The organism is Myroides sp. JBRI-B21084 (assembly GCF_030545015.1).
In the GTDB taxonomy this organism is placed as follows: Bacteria; Bacteroidota; Bacteroidia; order Flavobacteriales; family Flavobacteriaceae; genus Flavobacterium.
The window spans coordinates 2,115,379-2,141,356 of the sequence record NZ_CP120653.1 but is presented as its reverse complement, the minus strand read 5'-3'; the positions used below and the strand labels follow the sequence as shown (position 1 = coordinate 2,141,356).

Annotated in this window: 25 protein-coding genes and 1 pseudogene; 8 read left to right on the top strand and 18 right to left on the bottom strand. The window is 32.9% G+C overall.

From position 1 onward, the window contains the following. Positions 1 to 19: 19 nt before the first annotated feature. Genes P3875_RS10270 through mgtE form a run of 3 tightly spaced genes read left to right on the top strand, consistent with a single transcriptional unit; the run spans position 20 to position 2,454 of the window. Positions 20 to 334 (top strand): DUF4286 family protein, encoded by a 315-nt coding sequence (locus P3875_RS10270; protein ID WP_303443878.1) that lies wholly within the window; start codon positions 20 to 22, stop codon positions 332 to 334. Beyond that, entirely contained in the window at positions 327 to 1,112 is a 786-nt protein-coding gene (rsmA, locus tag P3875_RS10265) for a 16S rRNA (adenine(1518)-N(6)/adenine(1519)-N(6))-dimethyltransferase RsmA (protein ID WP_303443877.1), read from the top strand. Before P3875_RS10270 ends, rsmA begins: the two co-directional genes overlap by 8 nt. Further along, positions 1,102 to 2,454, top strand: coding sequence for a magnesium transporter (gene mgtE, locus P3875_RS10260; protein WP_303443876.1), 1,353 nt, complete (start codon positions 1,102 to 1,104; stop codon positions 2,452 to 2,454). The genes rsmA and mgtE overlap by 11 nt, the downstream gene beginning before the upstream one ends. Positions 2,455 to 2,532: 78 nt before the next feature. Here the strand turns inward: mgtE and P3875_RS10255 are convergent, their stop codons facing one another. From P3875_RS10255 to P3875_RS10235, 5 genes are all read right to left on the bottom strand, one after another. Continuing rightward, positions 2,533 to 2,901: a hypothetical protein gene (locus tag P3875_RS10255; protein ID WP_303443875.1), complete on the bottom strand. Its 369-nt coding sequence runs from the start codon at positions 2,899 to 2,901 to the stop codon at positions 2,533 to 2,535. Between the two features lie 11 nt (positions 2,902 to 2,912). After that, on the bottom strand, positions 2,913 to 3,257 hold the full coding sequence (locus tag P3875_RS10250; RefSeq protein WP_303443874.1) for a hypothetical protein: 345 nt from the start codon (positions 3,255 to 3,257) through the stop codon (positions 2,913 to 2,915). Continuing rightward, positions 3,254 to 3,598, bottom strand: a complete 345-nt coding sequence (locus P3875_RS10245; protein ID WP_303443873.1) for a hypothetical protein — start codon at positions 3,596 to 3,598, stop codon at positions 3,254 to 3,256. Before P3875_RS10245 ends, P3875_RS10250 begins: the two co-directional genes overlap by 4 nt. Positions 3,599 to 3,658: 60 nt before the next feature. Beyond that, positions 3,659 to 4,162, bottom strand: a complete 504-nt coding sequence (locus P3875_RS10240; RefSeq protein ID WP_303443872.1) for a GbsR/MarR family transcriptional regulator — start codon at positions 4,160 to 4,162, stop codon at positions 3,659 to 3,661. A 92-nt stretch (positions 4,163 to 4,254) separates the two neighbouring features. Then, entirely contained in the window at positions 4,255 to 5,379 is a 1,125-nt protein-coding gene (locus P3875_RS10235) for a hypothetical protein (RefSeq protein WP_303443871.1), read from the bottom strand. 113 nt (positions 5,380 to 5,492) lie between these two features. Here P3875_RS10235 and P3875_RS10230 point away from each other — a divergent pair. Next, positions 5,493 to 6,425 (top strand): annotated as a pseudogene (locus P3875_RS10230) (2-hydroxyacid dehydrogenase); the annotation flags it as partial. 231 nt (positions 6,426 to 6,656) lie between these two features. Further along, on the top strand, positions 6,657 to 6,866 hold the full coding sequence (locus tag P3875_RS10225) for a hypothetical protein (RefSeq protein WP_303445437.1): 210 nt from the start codon (positions 6,657 to 6,659) through the stop codon (positions 6,864 to 6,866). A gap of 57 nt (positions 6,867 to 6,923) precedes the next feature. Here P3875_RS10225 and P3875_RS10220 read toward each other — a convergent pair whose 3' ends face one another. The 4 genes from P3875_RS10220 to rimP form a co-directional block, all read right to left on the bottom strand. Then, positions 6,924 to 7,613: a zinc metallopeptidase gene (locus P3875_RS10220; RefSeq protein ID WP_303443870.1), complete on the bottom strand. Its 690-nt coding sequence runs from the start codon at positions 7,611 to 7,613 to the stop codon at positions 6,924 to 6,926. A 128-nt stretch (positions 7,614 to 7,741) separates the two neighbouring features. Continuing rightward, a complete protein-coding gene (infB, locus tag P3875_RS10215) occupies positions 7,742 to 10,678 on the bottom strand; it encodes a translation initiation factor IF-2 (protein WP_303443869.1) in 2,937 nt (978 codons plus the stop codon). 47 nt (positions 10,679 to 10,725) lie between these two features. Beyond that, complete coding sequence (gene nusA / locus P3875_RS10210; protein ID WP_303443868.1) at positions 10,726 to 11,970, bottom strand: transcription termination factor NusA; 1,245 nt, start codon at positions 11,968 to 11,970, stop codon at positions 10,726 to 10,728. Positions 11,971 to 11,987: 17 nt separating this feature from the next. Next, on the bottom strand, positions 11,988 to 12,455 hold the full coding sequence (gene rimP, locus P3875_RS10205) for a ribosome assembly cofactor RimP (RefSeq protein WP_303443867.1): 468 nt from the start codon (positions 12,453 to 12,455) through the stop codon (positions 11,988 to 11,990). A 175-nt stretch (positions 12,456 to 12,630) separates the two neighbouring features. Here rimP and P3875_RS10200 point away from each other — a divergent pair, with 175 nt between their 5' ends. Further along, positions 12,631 to 13,455 (top strand): universal stress protein, encoded by an 825-nt coding sequence (locus P3875_RS10200; RefSeq protein ID WP_303443866.1) that lies wholly within the window; start codon positions 12,631 to 12,633, stop codon positions 13,453 to 13,455. A 64-nt stretch (positions 13,456 to 13,519) separates the two neighbouring features. Here the strand turns inward: P3875_RS10200 and P3875_RS10195 are convergent, their stop codons facing one another. Together P3875_RS10195 and P3875_RS10190 are read right to left on the bottom strand one after the other, a co-directional pair. After that, positions 13,520 to 14,530, bottom strand: coding sequence for a T9SS type A sorting domain-containing protein (locus P3875_RS10195; RefSeq protein WP_303443865.1), 1,011 nt, complete (start codon positions 14,528 to 14,530; stop codon positions 13,520 to 13,522). Between the two features lie 247 nt (positions 14,531 to 14,777). Further along, the gene (locus tag P3875_RS10190; RefSeq protein ID WP_303443864.1) at positions 14,778 to 16,322 is read right to left on the bottom strand and encodes a glycine--tRNA ligase; all 1,545 of its coding nucleotides are present in this window, start codon (positions 16,320 to 16,322) and stop codon (positions 14,778 to 14,780) included. 106 nt (positions 16,323 to 16,428) lie between these two features. On the opposite strand from P3875_RS10190, the gene P3875_RS10185 reads away from it, so the two are divergent. Next, positions 16,429 to 17,115: a ComF family protein gene (locus P3875_RS10185; RefSeq protein WP_303443863.1), complete on the top strand. Its 687-nt coding sequence runs from the start codon at positions 16,429 to 16,431 to the stop codon at positions 17,113 to 17,115. A 46-nt stretch (positions 17,116 to 17,161) separates the two neighbouring features. Then, positions 17,162 to 18,766: an Ig-like domain-containing protein gene (locus P3875_RS10180; protein ID WP_303443862.1), complete on the top strand. Its 1,605-nt coding sequence runs from the start codon at positions 17,162 to 17,164 to the stop codon at positions 18,764 to 18,766. A 37-nt stretch (positions 18,767 to 18,803) separates the two neighbouring features. Here the strand turns inward: P3875_RS10180 and P3875_RS10175 are convergent, their stop codons facing one another. From P3875_RS10175 to P3875_RS10145, 7 genes are all read right to left on the bottom strand, one after another. Next, a complete protein-coding gene (locus P3875_RS10175; RefSeq protein WP_303443861.1) occupies positions 18,804 to 19,778 on the bottom strand; it encodes a T9SS type A sorting domain-containing protein in 975 nt (324 codons plus the stop codon). A gap of 145 nt (positions 19,779 to 19,923) precedes the next feature. Next, entirely contained in the window at positions 19,924 to 20,694 is a 771-nt protein-coding gene (locus tag P3875_RS10170; RefSeq protein ID WP_303443860.1) for a nitrilase family protein, read from the bottom strand. Positions 20,695 to 20,714: 20 nt separating this feature from the next. Beyond that, complete coding sequence (locus tag P3875_RS10165) at positions 20,715 to 21,530, bottom strand: hypothetical protein (RefSeq protein ID WP_303443859.1); 816 nt, start codon at positions 21,528 to 21,530, stop codon at positions 20,715 to 20,717. Positions 21,531 to 21,608: 78 nt separating this feature from the next. Next, complete coding sequence (locus tag P3875_RS10160; RefSeq protein ID WP_303443858.1) at positions 21,609 to 22,352, bottom strand: succinate dehydrogenase/fumarate reductase iron-sulfur subunit; 744 nt, start codon at positions 22,350 to 22,352, stop codon at positions 21,609 to 21,611. A gap of 63 nt (positions 22,353 to 22,415) precedes the next feature. Continuing rightward, positions 22,416 to 23,003, bottom strand: a complete 588-nt coding sequence (locus P3875_RS10155) for a hypothetical protein (protein ID WP_303443857.1) — start codon at positions 23,001 to 23,003, stop codon at positions 22,416 to 22,418. A gap of 1 nt (position 23,004) precedes the next feature. Beyond that, positions 23,005 to 25,005 (bottom strand): fumarate reductase/succinate dehydrogenase flavoprotein subunit, encoded by a 2,001-nt coding sequence (locus P3875_RS10150; protein ID WP_303443856.1) that lies wholly within the window; start codon positions 25,003 to 25,005, stop codon positions 23,005 to 23,007. 20 nt (positions 25,006 to 25,025) lie between these two features. Further along, positions 25,026 to 25,892 carry a succinate dehydrogenase cytochrome b subunit gene (locus P3875_RS10145; RefSeq protein WP_303443855.1) on the bottom strand — a complete coding sequence of 289 codons (867 nt, stop codon included), beginning with the start codon at positions 25,890 to 25,892 and terminating at the stop codon, positions 25,026 to 25,028. Between the last annotated feature and the right edge of the window lie 86 nt (positions 25,893 to 25,978).

The following is a 25,978-nucleotide window of genomic DNA, read 5'->3' as shown; positions in this document are numbered from 1 at the left end:
CAATCCTAATAAACAAACCATGATTATTTACAACGTTACAATAAATATAGACGAAAGTGTTCACGACCAATGGCTACATTGGATGCAAACCAAACATATACAAGACATGCTAAACACCGGTTGTTTTAAATCGGCGCGTTTGGTAAAAGTTTTGGTTGATGAAGATATGGGCGGCGTTACCTATTCTGCGCAATACTTTGCAGAAACAAAAGAAGCTTTAGAAGATTACAAAACAAACCACGCACCTAATTTACGAAACGAAGGTTTGGCGCTTTTTGCCGATAAAATGCTTGCTTTTCGTACCGATCTTGAAATAATTAGCGAACATGAGTAGTGCTGATAAAGTTAGGGCTAAAAAACATTTAGGACAACATTTTTTAAACGATGAAAGTGTTGCAAAGAACATTGCCGATGCTTTAACCTTAAACGGATACAACAAAATATTAGAAATTGGTCCCGGTATGGGCGTGTTAACAAAATATTTGTTAGAAAAACCTGTAGAAACATTTGTTGTAGAAATTGATACCGAATCGGTTGCTTATCTTGAAAAACACTACGCAAAGTTACACAACCATATTATTGGCGAAGATTTTTTAAAATACAATTTAAAAAAGGTTTTTCACGATGACGCTTTTGCCATAATAGGAAACTTTCCGTACAACATTTCTACTCAAATTGTATTTAGAGTTTTAGAAATGCGCGATCAGATACCTGAATTTGCAGGAATGTTTCAAAAGGAAGTTGCCGAACGTATTTGCGAAAAAAAAGGCAGTAAAACCTATGGAATATTATCGGTTTTGGCACAAGCATTTTATGATACCGAATATTTATTCACGGTTTCTGAACACGTATTTACGCCGCCACCCAAAGTAAAATCGGGAGTAATGCGTATGATTCGCAAAGAAAATTACAGTTTACCTTGCAGCGAAAAACTGTTTTTTACAGTAGTAAAATCGGCATTTAACCAACGTAGAAAAACGTTGCGCAACAGCTTAAAAAGCTTTATATCAGAAGAAATAAAAGACGATGTGGTTTTTAACCTTCGTCCGGAACAGCTTAGTGTAGAAGAATTTATTGCACTTACACAAAAAATAGAAGCGTATGGAATTTAAAATCAGTAAAGAATTTATCCACGAAATTGAAGGCTTAATTGCCGAAAAAAACGAGCGCGAAATACTTCGCAAGCTCGAGGATATTCACTTTGCTGATATTGCCGAACTAATGAACGAATTAAACGGCGAAGATGCAGGGTATCTTTTCCGTATAATTGAATCGGAAACTAGTTCTGAAATTCTATTGGAACTTGATGAAGAAGTTCGTGAAAAAATCTTAAACAACCTTTCTGCCAAAGAAATTGCCGAAGAGTTAGACGAAATGGATACCGATGATGCGGTAGATATTATTGCCGAACTATCGGAAGAAATGAAAGACGAGGTAATTTCTGAATTAGAAGATTTTGAACACGCAAAAGACATTGTTGAGTTATTGCGTTACGATGAAGATACAGCCGGTGGTTTAATGGCGAAAGAATACATTCAAGTTAATGAAAACTGGAATGTATTAACTTGTATTCAGGAAATTCGTAAACAAGCCGAAAACGTATCGCGCGTACACTCTATTTATGTTGTTGATGATGAAGATCGCCTTAAAGGTCGTTTGTCGTTAAAAGATTTAATCACCTCATCAACCACCACACAAATTAAAGACATTTACATACCAAAAGTTGATTTTGTTAAGGTTGATACCGAAGATACCGAAGTGGCACGTATTATGCAAAAATACGACTTAGAAGCCATACCCGTTGTTGATGAAACTGGACGTTTGGTAGGAAGAATTACCATTGACGATATTGTGGATGTAATTAAAGAAGAAGCCGACCGTGATTACCAAATGGCAGCAGGTATCTCACAAGACGTTGAAGCCGATGATAGTATTTGGGAATTAACTAAAGCACGTTTGCCTTGGTTGTTATTAGCTTTAATTGGTAGTTTTATTGCCGTTAACGTGGCAAAAAGTTTTAGCGACGCTATGGAAAAATACCAAACATTGTTTTTCTTTACGCCACTTGTTGCGGCTATGGCTGGAAACGTTGGTGTGCAATCGTCGGCAATTGTGGTACAAGGTTTAGCAAACAACAGTTTGTCTGGTTCGCTTTGGAAACGTTTGGGTAAAGAAATGCTACTTGCCATGTTAAACAGTACCATTTTGGCTGTTTTACTGCTTTTAGCAACTCATTTTATTATGGATACTACTTACGAAATATCATCGACTATAGTTTTGGCACTGGTAACCGTTATGATACTTGCTAGCTTAATTGGCACTTTTATTCCTATTACGCTTGATAAGTATGGTATTGATCCTGCTATTGCAACTGGCCCTTTTATTACCACAAGCAACGACATTTTTGGTATTTTAATTTACTTTACAATTGCCAAAATGATTTTAGGGTTTTAGTAAAACAGTATAAACAAATTTATGAAGCATAAAAAAAATCCCAATGACTATAGAATCAACGGGATTTTTTTTTACTTACTATTGAACAATTTGTGATTGATTTGCTTTGCGTTTTCCTCTAAAAAAGAAATAAAGATTTAAAAAAAGCATCAATCCAAGATATATTGAAAAAGCTCCTATTTTATAACTCAATTTTTCAATAAGTAACTGGTAACTATTGTTATACAAATTCATCTGTAAAATCAACAATGCAAAACCAATATTTAATAAGTAAAAACCAGTTTCAAATAATTTATTAGTAGCAAAGGCAATTTCTTCTCTTCCTTTAAAAATATCTAACATATAAATTTTACTGTTTTTAAAAAGTGTTTTTGAAACGTAGTACGTTAAATACAATGCTATTGGTACATAAACTGCGTAGCCAATTAAAATGTTTGTTGTTGCCATAATTAATAGTTTTAAATTAATTTTTTAATATAGTTTGTTAGTAAAATAATATTTAGGTAGTGCATAACTGCAATTATTAGTATAATAAGTGCCGTTTTTAGACTTATAACTTCAATTAACAGGGTAAAATTTTCAATTTTTTTCCAAGATATTATCGTCATTGTACAATAACCTAAATTCAATAAATAATAGCCAATAAGTAGTAATTGGTTAATTTTTTTGCACAAATCTTCATGGTTTGGAATTAACTGTGCAACAAATACATTTCCATTTTTAAAACAAATTTGCCCTACTTTTAGAATAATTAAAAAAGTTATTGCGAAGTAAATACTATATGCTAAAATATTGTAATTCATTTCGTTGGGATTTTATAAATCATTACCGACAAATAAAGCGCTAAACAAGCTGGTATAGTAAACATGAAGTATGAAAAACCATACGTAAGATTTAATTCATCGGCAATATATCCTAAAAAAAAATATCCTACCACTGCTATTAAATACACTTTATAATGGATATTATCTTGAAATTTAATTGCCAAAATAACACCTAATATTACTTGTACAGCACCAGTAACCATTGTAAAAAGTAAAGCATAAAATAAAAAAGCGCCATCGTGTGCAAGTAAATAATCTGTTAAACTAAGTAGCAATGGCAGTGCTACAACTATTGTATTTATAATTTTAATTGCTTTCATAATTTATTTTATTTTAAAGTTTCAGAAATATTTGAAAGTTAATTTTGTAAAAAAAGTGGTTTATTTTATAAATTTAACCACTAGTTTAGTAAGCCAATTGTCTTTGTATTCAGTTATTTTATCTAAAACATCATCGGCTTTTAAAACAAAATCGTACAATTTGGCAGTTTGTTCTACAAAATGTTGCTCTTCTTGTGTTTTATCAGGTTTTATACTTGATACTTCCTTTAAAACCTTTAAAGCAGGTTTTATTTCACGTTTACTTCGCTCTTTAGCAATTTTTACTGCCAATTCATCTAAATCATTTTCAGCAATAAAAAACTCTTTCCGTTCACCTGGTTTAAACTCTTTATAAACAATACCCCAATCCATTAAAGCTCTTAAATTCATGGAAGCATTACCCCGTGAAATCTGTAATTCTTCCATAATTTCTTCCATTGACATAGGTTCTACAGATACCATTAAAAGTGCATGAATTTGAGCCATGGTTTTATTAATACCCCATTGCGAACCAAAAGCGCCCCACGATTGTAAAAATTTATTTTTTGCCTCTTTGAATTCCATAGTTCAAATGTAATAAAAGTTTTTAAACTTTCAAAAATAAATGAAAGTTTTTTTGTTTTAATTTTTATAGTAATAAATACTATCTTGGGTTATTATTCTACATAGCTACTAACTTTAGCATTCTTCCAAAATTCTACAGTGTATTTATTACCATTATTAAAAAAATTTTGAAATTTATATAGTACAGAAAGCGCAGGCCTACTATTAATTTTTTCTGCATTTAGTATATAAAAACTCAATTGGTTGTTTACTCTTGTAATTTTATTATTCTTAGATTTCATAACCGTAGATCCGCTATAGCTTTTATTAATATAACTTGGGTAATAAAGCTGATCGCCTATCATGTACTTTGTATGAAAATTAACAGCTGCAATATGTACTTTAATAACTATATAATTTAAAGGTGTATTGAACTCTTTCCTTGCCGGATCTAAATAAAAATTGGTTTCAAGTATCAGTTTTCTATCTTCATCAAATACTACAGCTCCTTTAAATAGATGTTTTTCTTTACTATCTTCTTTTGGATTAATATAAAAAGTATGTATGGTTTTATTTGCTACTTGTTTTGCAGTAATATGAAATTCGTAATGTTTTTTGTCTTTAATAATTTTCTTTAACAAATTAAACAACATAGCACTTTCAACAGTTTCTATTGGATTTGAATTGTTGTATTTAATATTTTCATCTAACACAAAAAACTCTTTAAGGCGTGATTGTTTAACAACCATTTCTATGTTTTCAAGATTATGGTTTACATACAAATCTGCGATACCATCGGCTTCGCTAGCCTTTTTATTATTTTGATAAAATATTTCTTTGTAGTACGATTCTAATTTAGTTTTGTTAACAAATGATTTAATTGAATTATTAATTATTTCGTTTATGTAAATTTCTGGATTTTTTACAATAAGAACTTCTTCCAATGTTTCAGAATTTGGAGTTAACTTCCAAATAAAATTTTGTTTTTTTACAAAAATATGTTCACTGTAAACATATTCATAATCGTTAATAAATAGTTTTTTATTTAATACACTTTCAGGCAAAACCACTTCGCCTTTATCGTTACTTGTAACAAAAAAAGTTTCATCTGCACTTACAATTGTAATTTGGCTAATTGGTTTTTTAGTTTCACTATTTAACAAAACACCTTTAAAGCTTTGAGCAAATGTGTAAATTTGGCAAAAGAAAAAGAGTAATAAATATATGCGATTTTTCATTTTAAATGGAATAATAATGTGCTTTTTACAAAAATAGATTAAAGTTCAGCGAATACATTAAAAAAAATTCTTTATTTTGAATTAATTAAGATAACAATCAAAATTACCATTTCATGAAAATACTTCACCTTGATAAAAACCACCCGTTATTAATTGAACAACTAACGGCAGCTGGGTTTGAAAACGATGAAAATTACTACGCACCTAAAGACGCTATTGAACAAATGATTCATCAATACGATGGTATTATTTTGCGAAGTAGATTTAAAATTGATAAAACTTTTTTAGATGCTGCTACAAACCTAAAATTTATTGGCAGGGTTGGCGCTGGACTTGAAAACATTGATTGCGAATACGCCCAACAAAAAGGCATTCAATTAATTGCGGCGCCAGAAGGAAATAAAACAGCTGTTGCAGAACACGCTTTAGGCATGCTTTTAAACCTTATGAACAAATTATCGTTTGTTGATAAAGAAGTACGCAATGGTATTTGGAAACGTGAAGAAAACCGTGGAATTGAACTTGAAGGCAAAACCGTAGGAATTATTGGTTATGGAAACATGGGGAAAGCTTTTGCACAACGCTTAAAAGGTTTTAACTGCAAAGTAATATGCTACGATATAAAACCAAATGTAGGCGATACAAACGCTCAGCAGGTTTCGTTAGATTACTTACAATTACACACCGATGTTTTAAGTTTACATACACCCGAAACACCTGAAACGGTTCATTTAATTAATAAAAACTTTATAAATGGTTTTGCAAAATCGTTTTGGTTTATAAATACTGCTCGCGGAAAGGCTGTTTGTACTGACGATTTGGTTGAAGCACTTGAAAATGGAAAGATAAAAGGTGCTGGTTTAGATGTTTTAGAATATGAAAAATCGTCGTTTGAAAACATGTTTGCCGACAACGAATTACCTCAAGCTTTTAACTATTTAATAAAGGCCGAAAATGTACTGTTAGCCCCACATATAGCAGGTTGGACTATTGAAAGTAAAGAAAAATTAGCCCAAGTTATTGTTGATAAAATTTTAAATCAATTTAAAAACAAAAACGCGCAAACAAACGCATCTGTACAAAATAGCGAACAAAAATGGTTCACAGGACCCAATTCTAATCAACAACAATATTATCAACAACAAAACTATCAGCATCAAAATTATCAACAACAAAACTATCAACAACCATACAATCAAAACACTATAAATTTACAAGATGCCTATAATAAAAAAATCTTAACAGGTATATTAGCTCTTTTTGTAGGGCATTTAGGCGTGCATAAATTTATTTTGGGTTATAATAATCAAGGTATTTTATTACTTATTTTAAGCATTTTTGGTTACTTAACTATATGTCTTTTTGTTGGATATTTCTTTCTACTTATAACATGTTTTATTAGTTTAATTGAAGGAATTGTATATTTAACCAAATCCGATTTTGATTTTTATAATCAATATATTCGTCACAAACGTCCATGGTTTTAATAAAAACACCCCCAAAAGTAAAACTTTGGGGGTGTGTACTATAAATAAAATATATTTTTAGTCGTTATTACTGCGCACACCTGTAAGCATCATTACATAATACATTAAAGTACCTATTGATGCCAATGCAGCTACTAAATAGGTGCGTGCTGCCCACTTTAACGAATCTTTAGCACCAGCAAATTCTTCGCGGGTAACCATATTTTTAGTTTCTAACCACTTTAATGCACGGTTACTTGCATCGTATTCTACAGGTAAGGTGATTACCGAAAAAACCGTAGTTAAAGCAAATAATACAACACCTATAAACAAAACTGTAGTGTTATTGTAAATTTGAATTAACAAAATACCAGCAAACAAAACCCATTGCACTAAGTTTGACGCCACGTTTACAACGGGCACTAATTTAGAGCGCATAGTTAACCAACTATATGCGGTTGCATGTTGTACTGCGTGCCCTACTTCGTGGGCAGCTACTGCTGCTGCTGCTGCGTTGCGTTGGTTATAAACAGCTTCACTTAAATTAACCGTTTTATCAAGTGGGTTGTAATGATCGGTTAAACGACCAGGTGTTGATATTACCTTTACATCGTAAATACCATGATCATGCAACATTTTAGTTGCAATTTCTGCCCCACTCATTCCGTTGCGTAAATGAATTTTAGAATACTTTTCGAATTTATTTTTTAGCTGCCAACCAACTAACCAGCTGGCAAGCATAATAATTCCCATTAATAATAATCCCATAATGCGTTTTAAAATTTAATTTATTATTTAAATAGCAAACTTTAAGCCAAATATAAGTAATTTACCTAAACTGCCAAAATGACAAAAGGCTCCCTTACGGAAGCCTTTTGTTTATACTAAAAATTGATTTATTTCAAGGTTTTTTTAACTTCAACTTCTTGGAATGCTTCAATTACATCGTATTCTTTAATATCGTTGTAGTTTTTAATTTGTATACCACAATCGTATCCTTTAGAAACTTCTTTAACATCGTCTTTAAAGCGTTTCAACGCATCAAGAACACCTGTATAAATTACAACTCCTTCACGGATTAAGCGGATTTTTGAATTACGGAATATTTTACCATCGGTAACCATACATCCTGCAATTGTACCCACTTTAGATATCTTAAAGGTTTGACGGATTTCAGCTGTTCCTGTAATTTCTTCTTTTAATTCAGGAGACAACATTCCTTCCATTGCATCTTTCACATCGTCAATAGCATCATAGATGATAGAGTATGTTTTGATATCAATTTCTTCTTTATCTGCAATAGTTTTTGCATTACCCATTGGTCTTACGTTGAAACCAATAATAATTGCATCTGATGCCGAAGCTAACAACACATCCGATTCGGTAATTGCACCTACTCCTTTGTGAATAATGTTGATTTGAATTTCATCTGTTGATAATTTAGAGAATGAATCTGATAACGCTTCAACAGAACCATCTACGTCTCCTTTTAATATGATGTTTAATTCTTTAAACTCACCTAAAGCAATACGACGACCGATTTCAGCTAACGTAATATGACGTTGTGCACGTACCGATTGCTCACGTATTAATTGTGTACGTTTTGCTGCAATTGCTTTTGCTTCGCGTTCGTCTTCAAAAACATTAAATTTATCACCCGCTGTTGGTGCACCATCTAAACCTAAAATTGATATTGGGCGTGATGGACCTGCTTCTTTAACAGATTTTCCACGTTCATCGTGCATTGCTTTAATTTTTCCATGGTTTTTACCTGCTAACAAGTAATCACCAATTTTTAAAGTTCCACTTTGTACCAAAATGGTTGAAACGTATCCACGACCTTTATCTAAGAAAGCTTCTACTACAGTACCAACTGCAGGTTTGTTAGGATTTGCTTTTAATTCTAACATTTCAGCTTCTAACAATACTTTTTCTAACAATTCAGGAACACCTTGTCCAAATTTTGCCGAAATATCTTGCGATTGGTATGTACCACCCCACTCTTCAACTAAGAAGTTCATGGCAGCTAATTTTTCTTTAATTTTTTCTGGATTTGCTGTTGGCTTATCTACTTTATTAATAGCAAATATAATAGGTACGCCAGCTGCTTGCGCGTGCGAAATAGCCTCTTTTGTTTGTGGCATAATATCGTCATCGGCAGCAACCACAATAATAGCAATATCGGTAACTTGTGCACCACGCGCACGCATTGCGGTAAACGCCTCGTGACCTGGTGTATCTAAAAACGTAATTTTTTGTCCGTTTTCTAATGTTACTCCGTACGCTCCAATGTGTTGTGTTATACCTCCCGATTCACCTGCAATTACGTTTGCTTTACGTACATAATCTAATAACGATGTTTTACCGTGGTCAACGTGACCCATTACCGTTACAATTGGTGCTCTTGGCTGTAAATCTTCAGGGCTATCTACTTCTTCAGTGATTGATTCTTCAATATCTGCAGTTGTAAATTGTACTTCGTATCCAAATTCATCTGCCACAATAGTTAAAGTTTCTGCATCTAAACGTTGGTTCATGGTTACCATAATTCCTAACGACATACAGGTACCTATTACTTGCGTAATTGGCACGCTCATCATTGTAGCAACTTCGCCAACTGTAACAAATTCGGTTACTTTTAATATTTTTAAATCATCGTCTGCACGTGCTTCTTCTTCTTTTTTACGGTGAAGTTCACGTTTGTCTTTACGATATTTAGCAGCTTTTGATTTGTTTTGTTTACCTTGTAAACGCTCTAACGTTTCTTTAATTTGGTTTTTTACTTCTTCATCTGTTGGTTCTACTTTTACAACAGGTTGTTTTTTATTACCAAAGTTTTTGTTGCCCGCGTTACGGTTATTACCAAAATTATTGTTTGCACCACGGTTTTGACCACCTTGCCCCTGACGGTTTTGTCCGCCTTGTTGATTAGGTTTGTTAGCACCACCTTGTTGTGCTTGACCTGTAGCTGGTGTACCTGGTTTTTCGATACGCTTGCGCTTATTTTTATTATTTGCTGCGTTATTAGCGCCGCCCGCTTTTGCGTCTTTTTTAGGATCTTCTTTTTTCTTTTTAGGTTTATTAAATTGAGATAAATCAATTTTTTGCCCCGTAAAGGTAGTTCCTGATAATTTTTGGTATTGTGTTTTTATTATTTCAGATTCTTCACCGTCTGCATTTAACGTAGTTTCAGGTTTTTCTGTTTCTGCAACCACAGGCTTTTCTACAGCTGTTTTTTCTGTAGCTTGTTGTTCTACGTTAGCTTTTTCAGCAGCAGGTTTTTCTGTATTTGCAGCAGGTTTATTTGCTATAGTAGTTTCTTTTTCAGTTGCTACTTCTTTAGTTTCAGGTGTACTAACAGGATCTGTTTTATCTTCTAAAGCGTTCGTTTTAGTTTCAACAGCAGGCGCTTTTTTGGCAGCGGTATCTAAATCAATTTTACCAACTGTTTTTATAGCAGTAACTTTAGCTGCTTTAGCTTTAATTACTTCTTGTTCGCGTTTTTCTTCTTCTTCTTTTCTACGTTTTTCTTCCTCTTCTTTTTTACGCTTATCTTCTTCTATTTTTTTGCGTTTTTCTTCCTGCTCACGTTCTAAACGTAGTTCTTCTTTTTCTTTTTTCTTTTCTTCGCTTACTTCTTTCGAAGCTTCTTTCTTCCCTTTATCAGCCGAAAATTGCTTGTCTAAAGCTTGATATTCGTCATCAGAAATTTTTGCATTTGGAGAGGCTTCAATTTCAAAACCTTTCGTTTTCAAAAACTCCACGGCTCTATCGAGAGAAATATTTAATTCTCTTAAAACTTTGTTTATTCTTATTACTCTTTTTTCAGACATACGATCCTTTTAGTATAATTTTTTTGCGTTGTGTTGTTGTGTATTATTTAGTCTTCAAATTCGGCGTTAAGGATATTTAAAACATCTTCTACCGTTTCTTCTTCTAAATCGGTTCTACGCACCAATTCTTCAACGCTATGTTTTAGTACACTTTTAGCGGTGTCTAATCCTATTTTTACGAATTCATCTATTACCCATGCATCAATTTCGTCAGAAAATTCGCGTAATTCTACGTCGTCTTCTTCTAAAATTTGTGTTCCTTCTCTTATTACATCAATTTCATAACCGGTTAATAAACTGGCTAATTTAATGTTTTGGCCGCCTTTACCAATTGCTTTAGATACTTCGCTAACATCTAACAACACATTGGCGCGTTTTGTTTGTTCGTTTATTGATACGTTATTAATTTTTGCAGGACTAAGTGCACGTTGTATGTACAATTCTACATTATTTGTATAACTTACCACATCTATATTTTCGTTTCCTAATTCGCGTACAATTCCGTGAATACGTGAACCTTTTACACCTACACATGCACCAACAGCGTCTATATTTTCATTATAACTATCAACTGCTACTTTTGCTTTTTCACCAGGTATGCGTACTACTTTGTGTATGGTTATGATACCGTCTGCAATTTCAGGAATTTCTTGTTCAAATAATTTTTCTAAGAACAATTCCGATGTACGGCTCATAATAATTTGTGGTTTATTGCCTTTAAGCTCAACGCTTTCAATAATACCTTTAACTGTTTCACCTTTTTTAAAGTAATCTGATGGGATTTGCTTATCTTTTGGTAAAATAATTTCTTTGTTGTTATCGTCAATTAAAATTACAGCTTTTGGGCGTACGTGGCTTACTTCTGCAGCGTACACTTCGTTTACCATGTCTTTAAATTGTTTGTAAAGATTGGTGCTGTCGTGTTCTTGTATTTTGGTAATTAGGTTTTGACGCAATGCTAAAATAGCGCGGCGACCTAATTGAAATAATTTTACTTCTTCAGAAACTTCTTCGCCTACTTCAAAATCAGGTTCAATTTTCTGAGCTTCTTTTAAAGATATTTCTGAATTTTCGTCTTCCACCTCACCATCGGCAACAACAATTCGGTTTCTCCATATCTCCATATCTCCTTTATCTGGGTTAATGATGATATCAAAATTATCGTCTGACCCAAATCTTTTTTTCAATGCATTTCTAAAAACATCTTCTAAAATTGCCATTAGGGTAACTCTATCAATATGCTTAAAATCTTTAAATTCAGAGAACGAATCAATTAATGCAATATTATCCATGAAATTATCTATATTTTTTAAAATGATATAACTACTACTGCTTTTTTTATGCTAATGTACGGAATTTCAGCGTTTTTTACAACGGTTTCTTTGCCTTTACCTATTTTTTTAGGTTCGCGTGCTTTCCATTCTAATTGTACCGTTTCTTGGTTGGCATCAATTAGCTTAGCTTCAATTTTTTTATCGTCATCGGTTGTTATTTCTAAGGTTCTTCCGATGTTCTTTTTATACTGACGCGGAAATTTAAGCGGCGCTGTAGCACCTGCCGAGGCTACTTCTAACGAAAAATCGTGCTCTTCGCGGTCTAAATTGTGTTCAATACTACGGCTAACATCAATACAATCTTGCAATGTTACACCGTGATCACCATCAATCACAACCATTATTTTATCATCTGCCGCTATAGAAAAATCTATTAAAAAAAGTGCCGGATGTGCCGCCAAACCTTGCTCTAACAAATCTTTTACCTTACTTTTAAAATCCATGTTTTGTATAAAAAGAGGGGACAATTATGTCCCCTCATTATTTAGTTTAACAATAAATAACCTTGCAAATATACAACTTTTATTTAAGTTATGTATTTTTTTAGTTATTTATTGATATTTTAAGTATATTTATAAATTGAAGATAACTAATTATTAACCCTAATAACTTAACAAAATGAAAAAGATTTTAGTACCCACCGATTTTTCTGAACAAGCAACCATTGCGTTACGTGCAGCTGCTGGTATTGCTAGAAAATCGAACGCTGAAATTATTTTATTACATATAATTGATTTGCCCCACGAAACCATGGACATGATACAACCTGGTTACGATTTGCCCGAAATTATGTTTTTTAAAGAACATGCCGAAGCTAAACTTTCAGAAACATCACTTTCTAACGATTTAAGTGGTTTAACTGTTTCGCAAATATTAAAATTAGGGCGTACTTTTAACGAAGTTACCGATGTAGCTGTGGCTAACAATATTGATTTAATTGTAATGGGATCGCACGGAGCTAGTGGTTTTAAAGAGTTTTTTATTGGATCAAACACTGAAAAAGTAATACGCACTTCTGATATTCCTGTATTAACAATTAAAGGAAATGACAGCACCATTAATTTTAATAAAGTTATTTTTGCAAGTGATTTTACAGAAGAATCGACTGCTGGTTTTGAAAAAATTATGACGTTTTTAAAACTAAACGGTTCTGTTCCGCATTTTTTAATGGTAAATACGCCTAATAATTTTAAACCTACACACGTTGCTGAACAAATGGCTCATGTTTTTCTAAAACAATTTAATTTAGAAAATTATGAATTTTCAATCTACAACGATTTAGATATTGAAAAAGGAATTTTAAATTTTGCCGAACGCATTGATGCCGATTTAATTGCCATGGGAACGCACGGCAGAAAAGGCTTTGCACGTTTATTAAATGGCAGCATTAGCGAAGATTTAATGAACCATTCGCCACGATCGATTATTACTTTTAAGCTGTAACATAAAAAGAGGCTACCTTTTCAGGTAGCCTCTTGCTTTTTTAACGTATTTTAAATTATTAAAATTACTTTTTTATAAACTGTTTAACCGCTGTACCTTGTGCGGTTTGTAAATACAATAAATAGGTACCACTTGCTAAATGTGCTACATTTAGCTGCATTTCTGTTAGGTTGTTGTACGCTTGTGTGCTTACTTGTTTACCTGCTAAATTATACACCGTAATTTGGTTTACCTGCATGTTCTCTGCATTGGTTATGTTTACCACATTGGTTGCTGGGTTGGGGTATAAATTAAATTTTGTAGCTAATTGCTGGTTTACGCTTAATATATACGATGGCAATGTTTTTAAACCCGAAACTTTAATATTATCTATTTTTACTACAGATGTTGCATCTAAACTACCCGCACCAAAATCTATATAAGTAGGTATAGTATTGTGGTTGAAAGTTCCAGTTGCTTGTAAGTTTAATGTAGGTATGTGAAAATACACATTTTTAGTATTGTAATCCACAAACATTTCTGCCTTAATCCATGTATTGTACGGAAAGGTTGTAGCATTGTAGTTTTTTAAAACATGTATTTTATAACTACTACTATTTTCTAAATAGTTACCCAATATACGAGTTAAAATTGTGGTTGACTGAAAAGCTGTATTAATTACACTGGGTTTAGTGACAAAATAATTCATTAAATTTCCATAAAAAACAAAACTTCCCTCACCATAAAACTCATATTCAAATTTAATAATATTATTACCTGGTGTACGGTTGTTCCATAGGGTAGTTAAAAAATCGTTCGCTTGCCTAAAAGTTAACCCTTCTTGCGTAGGGCTGGTAGTAGTTATTGTAAGTACATTGCCTTTACCTGCCTCGGCAGTAATCATTGGAGTAAGTAAAAAATTCGGAGAGCGCGAAACCAACCACCCCCCCTGTCCGGGGGTGGTGTTATCATAAACTGTATTTAAAGGCCCTGCGGGGTAACTATCAAAATCTTCGGTAAAAAAAGTTTGCGCATTGGTTAAGAGGGTAATTAACAGTAAAAAAAGAGGTATGGTGCGTGTTATAACTTTTTTCATAATTAATTAGTGTTAGCACTTGTATGTGGATTGTTGTTTTCCGCGTCCATCTCGTTAAAAACGCTGTCGGTTGTACAAGCTGTAAGGTTTAGCACCATTACCCCCTACAAAATTTTAGATAATTTTGTCATAATTATATAATTTTTAACTATGTGAATTGTAAATATAACAAAAAAAATAACATCGTGTTAAATAAAATAAAAAAGACCAAACTTTCGTTTGGTCTTTAAATATGTAAAAAAGTATGTTATTTTGTTTTTAACAACCAATTACGCATTGAAACTTCTTCGTTGATGATATTTCGTAATTCTGAAATAGAAACACGGTCTTGTTTCATGGTGTCGCGGTGGCGAATGGTTACGGTTTTGTCTTCTAAAGTTTGGTGGTCAACGGTGATGCAAAATGGTGTTCCCAATGCATCTTGGCGACGGTAACGGCGGCCAACAGCATCTTTTTCGTCATAAGCCATATTAAAATCCCATTTTAAATCTTCCATAATTTGGCGGGCAACATCTGGTAAACCATCTTTTTTAACCAACGGTAACACCGCTGCTTTTGTTGGCGCTAAAACGGCAGGTAATTTTAATACGGTACGTGTTGATCCATCTTCTAAGGTTTCTTCTTGTAAAGCTTTTGAAAAAACAGCTAAGAACATACGGTCTAACCCTACCGATGTTTCTACTACATACGGTACATACGAGGTGTTGGTTTCGTTATCAAAAAATTGTAACTTTTTACCTGAATGTTGTTCGTGTGCTTTTAAATCAAAATCGGTACGCGAATGAATGCCTTCTAATTCTTTAAAGCCAAATGGGAAGTTAAATTCAATATCGGCAGCAGCGTTTGCGTAATGTGCTAATTTTTCGTGGTCGTGAAAACGGTAATTTTCTTTTCCTAACCCTAATGATAAATGCCATTTTAAACGCGTTTCTTTCCAATACTCGTAATACGTCATTTCTTCGCCAGGTTTTACAAAAAACTGCATTTCCATTTGTTCAAATTCGCGCATACGGAAAATAAACTGACGCGCAACAATTTCGTTACGAAACGCTTTTCCTGTTTGTGCAATACCAAACGGAATTTTCATACGTCCGGTTTTTTGTACGTTTAAAAAGTTTACAAAAATACCTTGAGCGGTTTCTGGGCGTAGGTATAAATCCATAGCAGTATCGGCCGAAGCGCCTAACTTGGTACCAAACATAAGATTAAACTGGCGTACATCGGTCCAATTTTTAGAACCCGTTTCAGGATCGGCAATACCTAATTCTTCAATTAAAGCTTTTACATCTTCTAAATTGCCCGAATCAAGTCCATGAGCCATGCGTTCTAAAATTTGTTTCTTTTTAGAAAGATATTCAACAACGCGTGGGTTGGCTGTTATAAATTCTTGTTCGTTAAAAGCATCGCCAAAACGTGTTTTAGCTTTTTCGATTTCTTTTTGCGCTTTTTGCCAAAGTTTTTCGCAATAATCTTCAATTAAAACGTCGGCGCGGTATCTTTTTTTAGAATCTTTATTATCAATTAACGGATCGTTAAAAGCATCAACGTGCCCAGAAGCTTTCCATGTGGTTGGGTGCATAAAAATAGATGCATCAATACCCACAATGTTTTCGTGCATTTGTACCATGGCTTTCCACCAGTATTCACGAATGTTCTTTTTTAACTCTACACCGTTCTGTGCGTAATCGTACACAGCACTTAATCCATCGTAAATTTCGCTTGATGGAAAAATATATCCATACTCTTTTGCGTGCGAAATTACATTTTTAAAAATGTCGTCTTGTTTTGCCATAGTGCAAAAATACTAAAATTGCTGATAGTTAAATTTTATAATACAAAGTTTAAAAAACTATTATTTTTTATTGTATATTACACAAAGGTACATAAACTTGTTGTGAATGTGGTTGTTTAAAACTGTTTTTGATTTATTTTATCCACAACTTTGTTATGGTTGCAATGCTGTTATACCTAAACAGAGTGATGCCTTATGCCCTACATGTTTATTACATTTACCCTTTATACCGGTTGCTGTTAGTGATAATACCGAAATGAAACGTCGTTTTTATGGTAAATTAAAAGTAACTTATTGTGCAGCAGTTTTATATTTTTCTAAAGATAGCGTTACACAAAAATTACTTCATGAATTAAAATACAAAAACCAACAAAACATAGGGGTATTTTTTGCTGAGCTTGCATTAAAGCAATTTAAAAATAATGCTGTTTTTATAGAAACGCAAGCAATTGTATGCATTCCGTTACACCCTAGTAAAGAACGCAAACGTGGGTACAACCAATTAGCTGCATTTTGTACCGAACTAAGCAATAACTTAAACCTGCCTTTTTATAAAGATTACTTAATTAAAGTACATAAAAGCGGCAGCCAAACAAAGAAAAATATTTTTCAACGGGCAAAAAAAACTACAGAATTTGTTGTAAATCCAAAGTACAATTATTTAAAAAGCACCCATTTTTTATTGATTGATGATGTAATGACCACAGGATCAACCTTAGAAAATGCAGGGAATTGTATTTTAAAAAATACAACCCACAAAATAAGCATTTTAACTATGGCTTATACACGCTAAAAAAGTCAAATAAAAATAGTTACTTTGCATTGTAAATTTATTACGAATGAAATTTGTACGATATTTTATTTTTTTAACCGTTTTAACACTTGCACTTTTTACCAATTGTGCAAAACGTGGCACAATTACTGGCGGAGCTAAAGATACTTTAGCACCCGTAATTTTATCAACAGCACCTAAAAACTTTAGCAATCAATTTAAAGATAACACTATTTTAATTTATTTTGATGAATATGTAAAGCTTAATAAAGTTAACCAGCAGCTTATTATTTCGCCACCTATGGAAACCATGCCCGAAATTACGCCAATGGGGTATCCAAGCAAGTTTATTAAAATTAAAATTTTTGATACGTTAAAACCAAATACAACTTATAGTTTTAATTTTGGTGAAAGCATACAAGATAATAACGAAAGTAACACACTTAGCAATTTTAAATACGTGTTTGCAACGGGGCAAACTATTGATTCGTTAAAACTAAACACTACTTTTAAAGACGCTTATTTAAACAAAACAAAAGGTACGGTAAATGTTTTACTTTACGAAAAAGAAGGTTTTAACGATTCTACAATTTACAAAAAGAAACCTTTATATGTTGCAAGTGCAAAAGACAGTATTACTACCGCACAATTAGAAAATTTAAAAGCAGGCAGCTATTATTTAGTTGCATTGCAAGAAAAAAACAGCAATTATAAATTTGATCCAAAATCAGATAAAATTGGTTTTTTAGATCAACCCATTACGTTGCCAACAACAAGCACCCTTCATTTAAAATTATTTTCAGAGAAAAAACCAACAACTGCTTATCGCCCATCAATGGTAAGTCAAAACAAATGGTTAGCAGCTTATGAGGGTAACCCTAAAAATTTAAGTGTAAACGTTAAAGGAAACAACAAAAACATACCCGCGCATTTTTACAAAGTACCTAATAAAGATTCTATTTACATTTTTACTCCGCTTGCAAATTATGATTCGTTGCAGTTTCACTTTAAACAAGGCAGCTACAACAAAACGCACACAGTTACACCACGTACTTTAAAACCAATTGACACCTTACAAGTTAAATTTTTAAAAACAGGTGCTATTCAATACCGCGACACCATTGCTTTTAGCACTAACACACCTGTTAAAACAATTGCTAATCATTTAATACAAGTTATTAGTAAAGATTCGGTTCAAATACCGTTTACCATTAAAAACGATTCATTAAATAATTTAGTTAAAATTGTGTTTGATAAATTTGAAGATGAAAAATACACTGTTTTTTTAAAACCAAACAGTATTAATGATGTTTATGATACCGCTTTAAAAACCGAAATAGTACAGCGTTTTCAAACAGGTAAATTAACCGATTATGGAAACATTACCTTTAGCTTGGCTGGTACAGTTAACTATCCAATTATTTTTGAATTGCTTACAAAAGATGAAAAAGTTTACGATTTTATTTACATAACCGAAGAAAGTATCATAGATTTTAAAGCTGTTGAACCCGACAAATACTCTGTACGTATTATTGAAGATGCCAACAAAAATAAAATGTGGGATACCGGTAATTATTTAGAACGAAAACAGCCCGAAAACGTTATTTTACCCAACAAGGTTTTTGATATACGAGCCAATTGGGAATTAAATGAAACCATTACGTTACCCTAATAAACAATAAAACCTTCCACTTGGAAGGTTTTATTGTTTATTTTTTCATCATTTTTTTAACTGCTATACCACGATTGGTATATATATGCAGCATATATGTACCACTTACAAGTTTTTCTGTATTAAACTTAATTTCGGTTTCGTTAGTATAGTTTTGGGTGTTTAACCGCTTGCCATTTATATCGCAAACCGAAACTTGTTGAATTTGCATATTTTCGGCGTTGGTAATGTTCACTACATTAGTTGCTGGAGTTGGATATACATTAAATTTAGATGAAATCAAATCGTTTACACTTGCAAAAGCCGGACGAGTTGGAACCGCTGAAACTTTAATATTATCATATTTCACCAACGCTCCAGAATAATTCACTTTTGGTTTATATGCACTAAATCCTATTATAATATCTTCAGATAAAAGTTCTTTCTCTTTTTGAAGGTCCCAATATTGTAACATAGGAATGCATATTAGAATTTCCCAAGAATCAGTAATTTCTATATATTCATAATACACTTCAACTTTTATCCATTTGTGGTCATATGCTTTTTTAATTTTCCCTGCATATAAAACCGATGTATCTATTGAAGATTCATTAGGATTAATTTCGCATCTAAAAAAATAACCATTTGGTGTTAAGCCTATACGCGATTCAAATACTTCGGCAAGATCTCCTGTAAAATCTTTTGAATAAAATTCAAATTCAATTTTTAAAATGTCATTACCTGGATCGCGTTTTTCAAACTTATCCAAAACACCTCCTTGCAAACAACTTGCAAAACTATACTGACCAGCTGGCATTATATTCCACCCCCAAGCTAGTACCTTACCACGATTTGGCTCATTAAAAATACGTATATCATTGTAACTACCACTTACTTTCCAACCTTTTGTATAACTTGGAAATGGTCCTACATTATAACTTTCAAAATCTTCAGCATAAAGAACCTGTCCTTTTACCGATGTTATGCTTAACAACATAAGCAATAACGTTGTATATTTTATTGGGTTTTTCATGATAATCTATCTAAACATTAATTCAGTAAAGCTATCCTATAGAAAAACTAATAAACTCATCTAATCAAAAACCTTACAAGTGCTATAAATATAGTTAAAATATTTTGAATTTTACAAATAAAACGTTAAATGAAACACTTAAAATTTAACGTAATAATTCAAACGCATCGGCATCGTTTAAAAACGCCAATTTTTCTCGTGCAATTTGCAAGGGTTCTTTTTGTAATGTTGCTATTTGTATTTCTTCCTTTTCATAAGGTGCTACCAAATGTTCACCCATAAAATCAATAATTTGAGAATGTCCGGAATACAATACATTTTGAGGATCGATTCCGCATCGGTTTACAGCCACAACATAACTCATATTTTCAATTGCTCTAGCCTTGAGTAATGCATCCCAAGCGTTAATTCTACGATCAGGCCACGATGCAACGTAAACCAATAAATCGTAGTTGGAATTTACAATTCGTGAAAAAACCGGAAAACGTAAATCGTAACAAATTAACAAACATATATTCCAGTTTTTATATGACACTAACACTTGATTGGTTCCTGCGGTATACGTTTTGTCCTCACCAGCCAGTGTAAACAAATGGCGTTTATTATACGTTTTATAGGTGCCGTTAGGATATACAAAAAACAAACGATTATAAAAATTATTGTTTTCTTTAACAATCCAACTGCCTGTAATTGCTACATTATTTTTTATAGCTAGTTGTTGAAGCGTTTGTAAGGTCTCTCCTTGTTCAGCTTCGGCCAAATGCAAAGCATTCATGGTAAAACCAGTGGTAAACATTTCTGGCAAAACAACCAAATCTACAGCATTTGGCAACGTATTTATTTGTGTTTGTACGAACTGTAAATTTGCTTGTTTATTTTCCCAAAGCGTATTAAATTGTAGTAAGGCAACTTGCATAGACCTATTTTTTACAGCAATTAACTAGCAAATTGTTCTAATTTTTTGCTTAAGTACGAAAACATAAAACCAAAACGGGCATTGTATAAAATGGTTTGTTGTTGTACGTATTTTATTTCTTTTCTATTTTCTTTTATGTACGCTTTTGCTTCTTCCATTACCTTTTCTTCGGCTGCGTTGTATTCTTTATATTCGGTTGATTTCTTCTCGCGTAATTTTTCTAAGTAATCAGCAAATTGAGCATTTTTAGGAGCCAAAATTTTTAACGAAGGAAAGATATCTTTGTTTCTGCTTCCACCAAAAAAACGCATATAAAAGGTTTTGTCACTATCTTTTTGTTTAACGTAAAAATAAATTTCATCGTTTATAGAACCATTACTACCCACGTTTATGTAGTAATTAGAATATAATACAATAAAATCATCTACCCTTGGAATTTGAAACATGGTTGCCGGTTCATCTTCTTTTACTTCAAGTGATCTTTTATCGAATTTGAAAACGGTAATTTTATCAAATCGAGTAGGTTCTTCGCCCGAAAAAATTACGTGTTTAATAGTATTAGCAGGAATTTCAACATAATTAGAACCACCTTCTTCTTTAAATAGAATTTTATCTGCTTCCACATCGGCATGTCTAAAAAGTTTAGGATCCAATGACAACATTCTAAGACCAACATTTGCTGTTTTATTGTTTTTAATGTAACCAGTTTTAGATGAATCGTTATTAAAAACAACCATTGCTTGATCTGGAATTTCTTCGTTAGATTTCCAATAAATAAATTGAGAGTTAGCGCCTATTGAAGCGAATGTAAGTAGTAATAAATAAATATTTTTCATATTGTTTGTTTAAATTCCATCAAAAATAAAAAATCCAAACTAAAAAGTTTGGATTTTTTAAAGTATTTAAATAAAATATTATTTAATTGATGCAGATAAATATTCACGGTTCATACGTGCAATGTTTTCTAACGAAATACCTTTAGGGCACTCTACTTCACAAGCACCTGTATTGGTACAGTTACCAAAACCTTCATTATCCATAGCTTCAACCATGTTTAATACACGTTCTGTAGCTTCAACTCTACCTTGTGGTAACAATGCGTATTGCGAAACTTTAGCCGACACAAACAACATAGCCGATGAATTTTTACAAGTTGCTACACAAGCACCACAACCAATACAAGCTGCAGCATCAAATGCTTTGTCTGCATTATCTTTACGAATAGGTAACGCATTTGCATCTTGTGTATTACCAGAAGTATTTACAGAAACGAAACCACCTGCATGCTGAATACGTTCAAAAGAAGAACGATCTACAACTAAATCCTTAATTACCGGAAATGCTTTAGCACGGAAAGGTTCAATGTAAATAGTATCGCCGTCTTTAAACTTACGCATGTGTAACTGACAAGTTGTTACTCCACGATCTGGACCATGCGCTTCACCGTTAATAAATAACGAACACATACCACAAATACCTTCACGACAATCGTGATCGAATGCTACTGGGTCATCTCCTTTTTCAATTAACTCGTTATTTAAAACGTCTAACATTTCAAGGAATGACATGTCTGGTTCTACACCGCCGATTTTATAATCGACCATTTGACCATTATCTTTTGCGTTTTTTTGACGCCAAATTTTTAATGTAAGATTCATCTTTTGTCAAGTTTTATTAGTCAAATAATCAATAAATTAATATGACCTTGTTAACTATCTGAATTATTTTTTTTGAGGTTTATTAGCGTGCTGAAATGTTTGTTCTGCCGATAAACTTCTTATTTTGTTGTTGTTTTTTTTGACTAATTCATCGTATTTAGCCATTGCCTTATAAACATTTTCTGCCTTATCTTCGGCATCTATTGAATTTGGATTGTAGGCCAATTCAGTATGTCTCTTAATAACCTTATAAAATTTATTTTGATCTTTTTTATTGTTTGGATCTAATGGATTTAAATTAACTGCGGCTAATACCATACCCATTTTTCCTTCAACATCAATTACATAAACTTGATCGGCATTTAAGTTTGCTTTTACAAAATCTCTGTTTTCTGATGCTGCCCAAAAAATATGTTCACCAGGGCTTGTTTCATAAACTATATAAGTCCCCGACGAAATTTTACCAATAAAATTTTCTTTATCATAAACTCTAAAATTTAAAGCGGCACCTATTCCGTTTGAACGTATTAAATAAACCAACGATTTACCTGCTGATGGTTTTTTAATTTCTTGAAAATCGGTTTTTTGACCGTATGATAAAGTTGATACAAATAAAATTAAAGCAATTACAAGTTTATAAATACTTTTCATGTTATTTATAACTACGAGTTACCATTTTAATGTTTTCATAAACTAAAGGTTCTTTGTGAAGCACTGCTTCGCGCGGATTTCCTTTGTATTCCCAAGCTGCAACGTAAGAGAAGTTTTCATCGTCACGTTTTGCTTCACCTTCTTCTGTTTGGTGTTCTTCGCGGAAGTGTCCACCACATGATTCTTCACGGTGTAACGCATCTTTTGCAAATAATTCACCTAATTCTAAGAAATCGGCTACACGTAAAGCTTTTTCTAACTCTTGGTTAAATGATTCTGCAATACCAGAAACTTTTACGTTTTTGTAAAAATCTTCGCGTAATGCTGCAATTTCTTCCATTGCTTCGTTTAATCCTTGTTCGTTACGAGCCATACCTACTTTATTCCACATAATTTTTCCTAATTTTTTGTGGAAGTAGTCAACCGAATGTGTTCCTTTATTGTTCATTAAATGATCAATCATGGTGCGAACATTCTTTTCAGCTTCGTCGAACTCTGGTAAATCTGTTGAAATTTTTCCTGTACGGATATCATCTGATAAATAATCACCAATTGTGTAAGGCAATACAAAATATCCATCAGCTAAACCTTGCATTAATGCCGATGCCCCTAAGCGGTTTGCACCGTGGTCAGAGAAGTTTGCTTCACCAATACAGTAACAACCTTCAACAGTAGTCATTAAGTTATAATCAACCCAAACACCACCCATTGTATAGTGTACTGCAGGATAAATCATCATTGGTGTTTTGTACGGATCCTCGTCTACAATTTTGTAGTACATTTGGAATAAGTTACCGTATTTATTTTCAACCACTTTTTTACCTAAATCGTAAACTAACTTAGCATTGTTTTCGTCTAAGTTATTAATACGTGCTTGTTCTTTACCGTAACGTTCAATTGCAGCGGCAAAATCTAAATAAACAGCTTCACCAGTTGCGTTTACACCATACCCAGCATCACAACGCTCTTTAGCTGCACGTGAAGCTACGTCACGTGGCACTAAGTTACCAAATGAAGGATAACGACGCTCTAAGTAGTAATCTCTATCTTCTTCAGCTAAATCGGTAGGCTTCTTTTTACCTTCACGAATTGCTTGTGCATCTTCTAATTTTTTAGGAACCCAAATACGTCCATCGTTACGTAATGATTCTGACATCAAAGTTAATTTTGATTGGTGATCACCTGTAACTGGAATACATGTAGGGTGAATTTGTGTGTAACAAGGGTTTGCAAAATATGCACCACGTTTGTGTGCTTTCCAAGCAGCTGTTACGTTTGAACCCATTGCATTGGTTGATAAGAAAAATACGTTTCCGTAACCACCTGTTGCAATTACAACTGCGTGTGCAGAGTGACGTTCAATTTCGCCAGTAACTAAGTTACGAGCAATAATACCACGTGCTTTACCGTTTACAATTACTAAATCTAGCATTTCGTGGCGGTTGTACATTTTAATTTTTCCACGACCAATTTGGCGGTTCATTGCAGAATAAGCACCTAACAACAATTGCTGTCCTGTTTGTCCTTTTGCGTAGAATGTACGTGAAACTTGCGTACCACCAAATGAACGGTTATCTAACAAACCACCGTATTCACGTGCTAAAGGCACACCTTGAGCCACACATTGATCTATGATGTTAACAGAAACCTCTGCTAAACGGTGAACGTTTGCTTCACGTGCGCGGTAATCGCCACCTTTAACCGTATCGTAAAATAAACGGTAAACTGAATCGCCATCACCTTGATAGTTTTTTGCTGCATTGATACCTCCTTGTGCTGCAATAGAGTGCGCACGACGTGGAGAATCTTGATAGCAAAATGCTTTTACGTTATAACCTAATTCTGCTAACGTTGCAGCTGCAGAACCACCTGCCAAACCTGTACCAACAATAATTACATCGATATTACGTTTGTTTGACGGGTTAACTAATTTTATATGATCTTTATAATCGGTCCATTTTGATGAAATAGAACCTTGAGGAATTTTGTTATCTAATGCCATAATCAATCGTATTTATCTGATTATTTAATAAAGTGAATGTAAATTGGAATAATTGCAAACAATAAAGGAACAATGATTGCAAAAAATTTACCTAAACCGTTAATTAACCCGTTGTATTTAGGATTGTAAGCTCCTAAAGATTGGAATGCACTTGCAAAACCATGCATTAAGTGAAATGCTAATACGATCATTGAAAACACATAGAATAAAGTAAAAACTAAACCTAATTTTTTATCTTTAAAAAATTCTATTGTGATTTTGTATAAATCTTTATAACCTTCGGCTACTTTAATTTCGGTACCTTTTGCATAAAAATCTTTATTGTTACGCAATTCTAATTCGCCTTCAACTTTATCAACAAAAAGGGTTTTGCCTTCTTGATCAATCTTATAAACTATTCCACCATTGGTAGTATTAATACCTTGTGCTTTTAATTCCATTCCTGGCATTGGAGAAAGTTTCATTTCTTGTTGCTGTAAAGGCATTTCGCTAAAGTGCATTTTAGCCCAAAAGTTAACCATGTGCGTAGCAATAAAAACTAATAATAAAGTTCCTAACACAGCCATGTTTCTAGATTGCCATGCACTGTTTGCTGCTGCATTGTTTTTTACATACCCAATTGGTCGTGCTTTTTTGTTTTGAATTGTTAAAACAATACCATCAACCGCGTGGAATAAGATTGAAAAATACGTTACGTAAGATAAAATTTTTACTGCTGGATTAGTAGTCATAAAGTATGCATACTGATTGAACTGTAAATCGGTTCCAAAAATCAATTGCAAGTTACCTGCTAAGTGACCCACTAAAAACAAGCATAAAAATAACCCTGTAAGAGCCATCCAGTATTTTTTACCGATAGACGACTTTAATAGTGCAGATTTTGCCATAATGTAATGTTACTAGTTTTTTCTTCTTAAAAAATCACACAAAAATACAGCTAATTATAAAAACAAAAAAAATGTTAATTAGTTTA

What these genes read in the sequence shown, in the direction of transcription:
- P3875_RS10195 (WP_303443865.1), bottom strand. Translation starts at nt 14,530, where the DNA reads ATGAAAAAAGTTATAACACGCACCATACCTCTTTTTTTACTGTTAATT.
- P3875_RS10190 (WP_303443864.1), bottom strand. Translation starts at nt 16,322, where the DNA reads ATGGCAAAACAAGACGACATTTTTAAAAATGTAATTTCGCACGCAAAA.
- P3875_RS10185 (WP_303443863.1), top strand. Translation starts at nt 16,429, where the DNA reads ATGTGGTTGTTTAAAACTGTTTTTGATTTATTTTATCCACAACTTTGT.
- P3875_RS10255 (WP_303443875.1), bottom strand. Translation starts at nt 2,901, where the DNA reads ATGGCAACAACAAACATTTTAATTGGCTACGCAGTTTATGTACCAATA.
- P3875_RS10165 (WP_303443859.1), bottom strand. Translation starts at nt 21,530, where the DNA reads ATGAAAAATATTTATTTATTACTACTTACATTCGCTTCAATAGGCGCT.
- P3875_RS10175 (WP_303443861.1), bottom strand. Translation starts at nt 19,778, where the DNA reads ATGAAAAACCCAATAAAATATACAACGTTATTGCTTATGTTGTTAAGC.
- nusA (WP_303443868.1), bottom strand. Translation starts at nt 11,970, where the DNA reads ATGGATAATATTGCATTAATTGATTCGTTCTCTGAATTTAAAGATTTT.
- P3875_RS10180 (WP_303443862.1), top strand. Translation starts at nt 17,162, where the DNA reads ATGAAATTTGTACGATATTTTATTTTTTTAACCGTTTTAACACTTGCA.
- P3875_RS10200 (WP_303443866.1), top strand. Translation starts at nt 12,631, where the DNA reads ATGAAAAAGATTTTAGTACCCACCGATTTTTCTGAACAAGCAACCATT.
- P3875_RS10160 (WP_303443858.1), bottom strand. Translation starts at nt 22,352, where the DNA reads ATGAATCTTACATTAAAAATTTGGCGTCAAAAAAACGCAAAAGATAAT.
- P3875_RS10245 (WP_303443873.1), bottom strand. Translation starts at nt 3,598, where the DNA reads ATGAAAGCAATTAAAATTATAAATACAATAGTTGTAGCACTGCCATTG.
- P3875_RS10240 (WP_303443872.1), bottom strand. Translation starts at nt 4,162, where the DNA reads ATGGAATTCAAAGAGGCAAAAAATAAATTTTTACAATCGTGGGGCGCT.
- P3875_RS10145 (WP_303443855.1), bottom strand. Translation starts at nt 25,892, where the DNA reads ATGGCAAAATCTGCACTATTAAAGTCGTCTATCGGTAAAAAATACTGG.
- P3875_RS10250 (WP_303443874.1), bottom strand. Translation starts at nt 3,257, where the DNA reads ATGAATTACAATATTTTAGCATATAGTATTTACTTCGCAATAACTTTT.
- P3875_RS10235 (WP_303443871.1), bottom strand. Translation starts at nt 5,379, where the DNA reads ATGAAAAATCGCATATATTTATTACTCTTTTTCTTTTGCCAAATTTAC.
- rsmA (WP_303443877.1), top strand. Translation starts at nt 327, where the DNA reads ATGAGTAGTGCTGATAAAGTTAGGGCTAAAAAACATTTAGGACAACAT.
- P3875_RS10220 (WP_303443870.1), bottom strand. Translation starts at nt 7,613, where the DNA reads ATGGGATTATTATTAATGGGAATTATTATGCTTGCCAGCTGGTTAGTT.
- P3875_RS10155 (WP_303443857.1), bottom strand. Translation starts at nt 23,003, where the DNA reads ATGAAAAGTATTTATAAACTTGTAATTGCTTTAATTTTATTTGTATCA.
- mgtE (WP_303443876.1), top strand. Translation starts at nt 1,102, where the DNA reads ATGGAATTTAAAATCAGTAAAGAATTTATCCACGAAATTGAAGGCTTA.
- infB (WP_303443869.1), bottom strand. Translation starts at nt 10,678, where the DNA reads ATGTCTGAAAAAAGAGTAATAAGAATAAACAAAGTTTTAAGAGAATTA.
- rimP (WP_303443867.1), bottom strand. Translation starts at nt 12,455, where the DNA reads ATGGATTTTAAAAGTAAGGTAAAAGATTTGTTAGAGCAAGGTTTGGCG.
- P3875_RS10150 (WP_303443856.1), bottom strand. Translation starts at nt 25,005, where the DNA reads ATGGCATTAGATAACAAAATTCCTCAAGGTTCTATTTCATCAAAATGG.
- P3875_RS10270 (WP_303443878.1), top strand. Translation starts at nt 20, where the DNA reads ATGATTATTTACAACGTTACAATAAATATAGACGAAAGTGTTCACGAC.
- P3875_RS10170 (WP_303443860.1), bottom strand. Translation starts at nt 20,694, where the DNA reads ATGCAAGTTGCCTTACTACAATTTAATACGCTTTGGGAAAATAAACAA.